This is a genomic window from Nonomuraea fuscirosea (assembly GCF_003001935.1).
In the GTDB taxonomy this organism is placed as follows: domain Bacteria; phylum Actinomycetota; class Actinomycetes; order Streptosporangiales; family Streptosporangiaceae; genus Nonomuraea; species Nonomuraea fuscirosea.
In genome coordinates this window covers 1-6753 of the sequence record NZ_PVNG01000069.1, presented here as the reverse complement: position 1 = coordinate 6753, position 6753 = coordinate 1, and the positions used below count along the sequence as shown (strand labels likewise).

Annotated in this window: 8 protein-coding genes; 5 read left to right on the top strand and 3 right to left on the bottom strand. The window is 66.0% G+C overall.

Annotation, left to right across the window (positions count from 1 at the left end; all coding sequences use genetic code 11):
- Positions 1–451: 451 nt before the first annotated feature.
- From B0I32_RS55945 to B0I32_RS55935, 3 genes are all read right to left on the bottom strand, one after another.
- A complete protein-coding gene (locus B0I32_RS55945) occupies positions 452–898 on the bottom strand; it encodes a pyridoxamine 5'-phosphate oxidase family protein (protein ID WP_245956737.1) in 447 nt (148 codons plus the stop codon).
- 976 nt (positions 899–1874) lie between these two features.
- Positions 1875–2732: a M23 family metallopeptidase gene (locus tag B0I32_RS55940; protein ID WP_245956736.1), complete on the bottom strand. Its 858-nt coding sequence runs from the start codon at positions 2730–2732 to the stop codon at positions 1875–1877.
- 163 nt (positions 2733–2895) lie between these two features.
- On the bottom strand, positions 2896–3624 hold the full coding sequence (locus B0I32_RS55935) for a S8 family serine peptidase (RefSeq protein WP_181308965.1): 729 nt from the start codon (positions 3622–3624) through the stop codon (positions 2896–2898).
- A 1234-nt stretch (positions 3625–4858) separates the two neighbouring features.
- On the opposite strand from B0I32_RS55935, the gene B0I32_RS59495 reads away from it, so the two are divergent.
- From B0I32_RS59495 to B0I32_RS55925, 5 genes are all read left to right on the top strand, one after another.
- On the top strand, positions 4859–5269 hold the full coding sequence (locus tag B0I32_RS59495; protein ID WP_219912572.1) for an IS110 family transposase: 411 nt from the start codon (positions 4859–4861) through the stop codon (positions 5267–5269).
- Between the two features lie 54 nt (positions 5270–5323).
- Entirely contained in the window at positions 5324–5503 is a 180-nt protein-coding gene (locus tag B0I32_RS59490; RefSeq protein ID WP_219912571.1) for a hypothetical protein, read from the top strand.
- 6 nt (positions 5504–5509) lie between these two features.
- Entirely contained in the window at positions 5510–5719 is a 210-nt protein-coding gene (locus tag B0I32_RS59485; RefSeq protein WP_219912570.1) for a hypothetical protein, read from the top strand.
- Positions 5668–6150, top strand: a complete 483-nt coding sequence (locus tag B0I32_RS59480; protein WP_219912569.1) for a transposase — start codon at positions 5668–5670, stop codon at positions 6148–6150. Before B0I32_RS59485 ends, B0I32_RS59480 begins: the two co-directional genes overlap by 52 nt.
- A gap of 166 nt (positions 6151–6316) precedes the next feature.
- Entirely contained in the window at positions 6317–6481 is a 165-nt protein-coding gene (locus tag B0I32_RS55925) for an ATP-binding protein (RefSeq protein ID WP_106253640.1), read from the top strand.
- Positions 6482–6753 lie beyond the last annotated feature (272 nt).

The window sequence follows — 6753 nt, the reverse complement described above, 5'->3', positions numbered from 1 at the left end:
CAACCTCACCAAGCGCATAACGGACGAGACCACTCCAACCTGGCGAGGCACCTACTAGGGCACAAGCCGCAATCTGCTCAAATCAAATGCCCTCTGAAGTCACCTCGATCAGGTCCAGCCTGAGGCGCGGCAGGTCGGGAACGGTGGTTTGCCGCTGGCCGCACCGCTGGGACTGTCGGAGCAACGAGCTGACGCCACAGCCGAACTGATTCTCGACCGCGCCTACCTGATCTGCGGCGAGTGGCTGAGCCGTGAGGGCCGGCACCAGGACGCCCGCGTACCGCCCGGTAACATGCGCTCCGGCACACGATCCTGCGTGAGCCGGAGCTGAGGTCGGGCTTCCCCCCCCGACCTGGAGCAGGATGCCGCTATACAACAGCAACATCGACTACCCCTGCCTTGGACGATCGTCAGTAGGGCGAACGGGGCCTGACGCGTCAGCAGGTCAGAGTCATAGGACGCCCCCGAGAGGACTGGGCAGGCGGGTCTCGAAGTCCAATAGCCCCACCCAGGTAGGACGTACGGCAATGCGTGCCTGTCTAGTTCCCGGTCGCGCCGCGGATTGGAGAAGCGACGCGGCGGCCTCCTCTCCGAGATAGCGCTTTGCAGCCAGGGCATACTCATCCGCTACGCCGTCGACCTCGGTTATGCTGGCGCGTCCGCGAATCGAGATGGCCCGTGGTTGAATTTCATCGGTTCCAATACTGATGTCGACATCCGGGTTCGCGCGGAGTACCGCCACTCGACGGGCAGGATGACGCACGCCGAGCTCAGGGCCGGCCAGATACGTAGTCATCACGACCTCCTCACCTGTCCAGTGGAACCACGTTGGGACGACTCTCGGCCTCCCATCGGTCCAGATGAGGCCCAAGCGCGCGTACAGATTCGAAGTCAACATCTGGCGCGCTAGATCAGTATCCAGGAGGCGTAGATCACCTTGTGGCAGTCCGGTAGTCATTAGCTTTCCTATCTCGCGATTGTTGTCATGACTGATCATGTTAGTTGCTCTTCGTGGGGGCTCCATGGTCTCACGGCTCTCGTACTACCCTCTCTGTCAACCTCTCGCGAGACTAGGGACGAAGTAGTCTTCTGTGATTCAAGGGGCGAGAACAGGAGCTTTTTTGACTGTGGCCGGCCTTCGCGGACATTCCGCTGATGATGATGAGGGGCCAAGCGTGACAGCCCTCGATCGGTAACTCCCATTAGCCGAGGCGGCGCTCGTTCACGCCGGATGACAGGCTGGCGGGCGCCCAGGCCTCCCACGTGGCGACGGGCCCGGGGGCCAGGGTGTGTTGCCCCGCCGTGGGGGGTATGTCGTTCCCCACCGTCAAGCAACCCAGGGGCCCCGACACTCCGGGCGTTGAACGCGCTGGCGCGAAGCTGTTTGGCCCGGAAGACGCGCAAGAGCAAGGCCGAGGAGAATGAGCGACTGCGGGCACGGGTGGAGAAAGACCCAACCGGGGCCAGCCAAGACCGCAACCGCGCTGGATATCATCGGAAGCGCACGTGCTCTCGGCTTGAGATTTCAACCAGCTCACGCTCGGCCGCAGTTCATTTCGCGGGTCTCTCCTCTGGCTGCGCTCGCCGCGCCCGAGCAGACGACGCTAAGCGACCTACTGCAGACGCTGGTCAAGACTGATCCTCCCGCATGGCGATGACTCACGCCGCGGAGCCTGGCACCATCTCCAACCGGCAGAGGATCTCGCCGGAAGAGAGCCACGATCGAGGTGGCCGACCGGGAGATCACCAGGCTGCCGCCGACAGGTGAACCAGGATGGGTCCCTTCATCTGCCTGTGGGACCTGTGCTCGCTTCTCGGAGCCATTCACCCCTGCCGAAACTGTACGGTCATTCACGCTGAACGATTCGCACTCCTCACGTGCAGTCGGGAATGTCGTTGCCGTTGTTGTCCTTGGCCTGGTCGTTGCCCCAGCGCGACAGGTAGTAGGCCGACACCCACTGGTTCTGCCACGGGTTGCCCGAGTCCAGGTCCGTCTTCAGCCACCAGTGATTGAAGTTGCTGCCAACCTGCACGACGGGTCCCCACGTCCGGCAGTAGACGTAGTTCGTGCCCCGCAGCAGAGTCCCGGTCCGGGTGCCGCCCGGCGTGGAGTGCCCGGGCGCGTCGGCGAAGGTGTCCACCCAGTAGCGGCCGGGCGCGCCTCCGCCGCAGTTGTTGCTGGTCTCGACGTGCTGATGGTAGGACCAGGTCACGGGAACGGCGTGCCCGTCGACCACCGCCTGCACGACGGCCCCGTTCAGCCGCTGCTCGAAGTGCAGATGCGCCCCGGTCGTCGCACTGCCGGTGCTTCCGACGGCGCCGATCTGCTGGCCCCGCCCCACCACGGCGCCGACCCCGACCGCCCGGCTCGCCAGATGGAGGTAGCGAGTCACCCAGCCGCCTCCGTGATCAATGACGATAGTGTTGCCCGCGTCGCTGAAGAAGGTGGAGGTCACCACGGTGCCGGCAGCGGAGGCCAGGGCGGGTGCGCCCGCCGTCGCGCCGCTGACCGAGATCATGTCGAGCATGAACTGACTGGCGTGCCCGCCGTGAGTGGAGGTCGTCCACCGTTGGCCGCAGGGCACGGGGAGCTGGAAGGGTGGAGCGGCGAGCGTCACGTCGTCAGCCGACTGCTGAGCGTACGCGCCGAGCGGAGCGATGAGCACGGCGGCGACGAATGCCGCAATGACGGGAATGACGCGGGATAAAAGCCGGTAGGTGCCAGATGTCACGGTGGTTCCTCCAGGCGGATTCGAGGGAGTCACTGCTGGGGGCGCTTCGCCTCCGATCGGGCCGGGGTCTGACGCCATGAGAACGTGCTCCCCTGCGGCAGGACGACCCTTGCGCATGGCGGTGGGAGGGGGGAAGGCTGCTGAGCCGTTGGGTTTGGGGGCTTCACGGGCTGACATGCAGCATGAGGTTCGGGGCTCCGCGCGAGGGGTTGCGAATCAGGCCGGGGGTGGCGTTGCCCACGAGTGCCTCGTGCACTTGGGCGGGGGTCCAGGCCGGTTGTCCGGCCAGGATGAGTGCAGCGGCTCCGGCGGCCAAGCCGGCGGAATTCAGGGTGGGCGAGTATTCGTCACTGCCGCCGCCGACGGCCATGGTGGAGAACCAGGCGAACAGGTCGACGTTGCGCCCGGTGCGGGTGATCGCGGGTTCGATGGTGTCTCCCCAGGTGCGACCGACGGTGATGGCTTCGGGGAGGTGGGCGGGTGAGACCTTCGTGGAGTCCGAGTCGCTGGAGGAACTGGTGCCGGAGTCGGTGACCAGGCTGACGCCGCTGTGGATGAGACGCAGCGCGGCGGCGTCGATGGCGGGGTCGGCAGCGGCGGTGACGTTCAGGACGGCCACCGCCGGTTTGACGGCGTTCGCGGTCACCCAGTCCAGGCCTTGGACGAGGCGTTGCGGGGTGGTGTTGGCGCACGCCATAATGCGGACCCCGACGATCCGCACCTCCTTGGCCACGCCATGCCTGGTGCCTCCCACGGCGCTGGCCAGGCCGGTACCCCAGTTGTCGAAGGGAGAGCACTGGGAATCGCCTGTGAAGTCGGGCCCGTTGACGGCCCGGCCGCCGAACGTGACGTGCGTCGTGGCGATCTTGTCACCGAGGACGTACGCGTGCACGTTGCGCGCGGTGGTCCGCCACGAGAACGACCCGGACGGCCGAAGATCGCGCTGATCTAGAACGTCCAGCGCCTGAGGAGAATCGGTCTGGGTGCCCGGTAATCCAGGGTCCGAGGCGGCTGTCACGGTGTTTTCCGTGGTGGCGGCGTTGACCGGCGCTCCGGTGCCGGAAACGACGAGCCCAGCGCAGAATAACCCACCCAGGATCCGCGCCCGGAGGCGGCGTCGTGTCCTCATCATTCTCTCCTTGTCGCAACGACCGTTCGCAGATCAGTTCCAGATGTGGATGCGGTCGAACTTGCCACACAGCGGTGAGGTTGAATCTGGGCCGATCGCGATATGCCGCGTGCTGCCCGTTGTCAAGGCAAGGCAACGTGCCCGCGCTTTTCGAGGAGCTTCATTGACTTTGCACGGCCACAACTCCCATGGGCCGCTCGACAATGGGGGTTCGTGAAGGCCCGGCGTGCCCGTCGGCGAGCCGGCGGCCCTTCACTGCCGGAGAAGCGCCCGACGGCACCGGGGTGATTTGAGGCATCAGGGGTAGTCGCGGCAATCGTATGTGGACACCAGACTTGACGACAGCGCTTCTTTTGCCATAAATCGCTTGTTGGCTGCCAGTCGAATCCGGCGTTCAGCACTGATCCTTGAGCGGGCGGGCGGGCTGAGCGGTCGTTTCACCACATGGAGGACGATCTTGCCGGGGTGCGGCCGGCTTCGCTGATTCTGTACGTCTTGGCCGCCCCAGACAGCGGAAGTACTGTCTCGATCGCAGGTCGTAGCCGCCCGATGGATGCCGGTTCGGCGCTGGCGGTCACGTCGGCGCGGTCGGGTTCCTCCTGAGGACGGATTCGACCTATCCTCGGCCCGGCGGAACTGAACTTTGACACCCAGCCCGGCGCGGTACGGCCTCAGCGAGGACACCTGGCGGGACGGCTCCGGAGCTTTGCTCGGCGCTGGCACCGCCTCGCTGCCGCGAGGAGGCGAACCACCGAGTGCTAATTGGTTCCCTCGTCCCTGCCGGGACGCCGCTCGGGCGGGAAAATGGGCGCGGGTCGCCCGCCGACGTCGGTTTGTCTATGGCGCGGGTGAGGCCGGTACTTAGTTTGATTGCTGGGAGCTGCTTCAGGGGCCGCGCAGTGTTGCCACGAGGACGAGGGTCCGCCTCTTTCTATCCCCGCTGGCTCCCGCGGGTGACCCGCCGACGTCACTCATGTCGATGGGAGGGGAGGGTGCCGTGCAAGAGGTTGATGAGCAGGATCTGTACGTGGAACGGGTCGCAGCCCTGGACCTGGGCATGGCCGGGCTGGAGGCGTGCGTGCGGGTGCCACACAAGGAGCGGCCCGGCCGGCGGTTGCAGGAGGTCCGCGCGTACGCCACCACCACGGCTGCGCCGCTGGAACTGGCCGACTGGCTGCGCTGCCAGAGCGTGTCACGGGTGGTGATGGACAGCACCTCCGACTACTGGAAAGGGGTGTTTTGGCTGCTGGAGGCCGAGGGCTTCGACCCCTGGCTGGTCAATGCCCGGCAGGTGAAGAACGTGCCGGGCCGGGCCAAGACCGACCGGGCCGATGCGGTGTGGCTGGCCGAAGTGGCCGAGCGAGGCATGTGCCGACCCTCGCTGGTGCAGCCCCGCGCCGATCCGTAACTACGCGACCTCACCCGCTACCGGCCCTCGCTGATCGACAACCGCACCCGGGAGATGCAGCGGATCGAAAAGCTGCTGGAGGACACCCAGGTCAAGCTGTCATCAGTGATCAGCGACATCTTCGGAGTGTCCGGCCGGCAGATGCTGCGGGCGTTGATCGACGGCCAGCGCGATCCCAAGGTACTGGCCGGCATGGCCCGAGGCGGCATGCGCAGCAAGATTCCCCTCCTGTAGGAGGCATTGCGCGGGTTCTTCACCGATCACCACGCGGTGCTGCTGCGCATCATGCTGGCCAACATCGACCGGCTGACCGAACAGGCCAGCCTGCTGGATGCCGAGATCGAGCAGGTCATAAGCCCTTTCTCGGTCAGGCGGCCCAGCTCGATGAAATCACCGGAGTGGGCACGGTGGCCGCCCAGGAGCTCATCGCCGACATCGGTGTCGAGATGAGCCGCTTCCCCACCGCCGCGCACCTGGTGTCCTGGTCCAAGTTCTGCCCCCAGACGCACGAGTCGGCGGGCCGCAAGAAGGGCAAGGGCCGCGGCAAGGGCAACCGCTGGTTAGCCGGCACACTCGCCCGCATCGTCTTCTCCGTCAGCAAGGCTGACACCTTCCTCGGCGAGCGCTACCGCCGCATCGCCCGCCGCCGCGGCAAATCCAAGGCCCTGGTCGCTGCCGGAAACTCCGTGCTCACCGTCGTCTACCAGCTGCTGTCCGACCCCCAGGCGCACTTCCGCGACCTGGGCGCCGACTACGACGGCACTCGCATCAATAAAGACCGCCGCGCCCGCAGCCTGGCCAGCCAGCTCCAGGCCCCGACCGGCCAGAAGATCATCATCCCCCACGGCAAAGCCGTCCTCGTCGAACCCGAGACAGCCTGACCACAACCCACCGCGAGCCGCTCTCGCTTATCACCGCTCGGGGTTCGCTGCCACCTGCCCACATGAAGGTCGAATTTTCGGGTCAGCTCGCTGCCATTGATCTCTTCAGATGCAGAAGTCCATCGCTCGAGGGAGGGCGCCGACGTCTTAGCGCGCCAGCGTTGCCATCGCCTCCAACGAGTCCTTCGCCGGCTGGACCAAGACCTTCACCGAGCCGCGGCTCTGCGCCGCGATCGTCGACCGCCTTACCTGCAACGCCGCCATGATCGACACCGGCACTCGCTCCTACCGGCTCGCTCAGAGTGAGGCCCAGCACTCCACCCACAGCTGAGACGGCGGCCAATCCGTTGTTCGGTGCGTGAGCATCGCCTGCCCTGCTCGGCATAAGCCCGCGCACCCGCTGGGCAGGCGATGCTCACGCCATGCAGGGGTTCGGGGACGGTAGTCCCGAGTCCACAGACGGATGGAATCCTCGGGCTGTGTGACTGTCCTGTGACGGCGAAGGCTGGAGCAATGCTTGAGACCTGTGGATCGGTCGGGAAGGGGTGTACCTTCCCGATGATCATGTGAGTCCTCAAGACATGACCGACGCGCCAACGTCGG

Coding starts and splice junctions, on each gene's coding strand:
- B0I32_RS55945 (WP_245956737.1), bottom strand. CDS start 898: ATGTTGACTTCGAATCTGTACGCGCGCTTGGGCCTCATCTGGACCGAT.
- B0I32_RS59490 (WP_219912571.1), top strand. CDS start 5,324: ATGCAGCGGATCGAAAAGCTGCTGGAGGACACCCAGGTCAAGCTGTCA.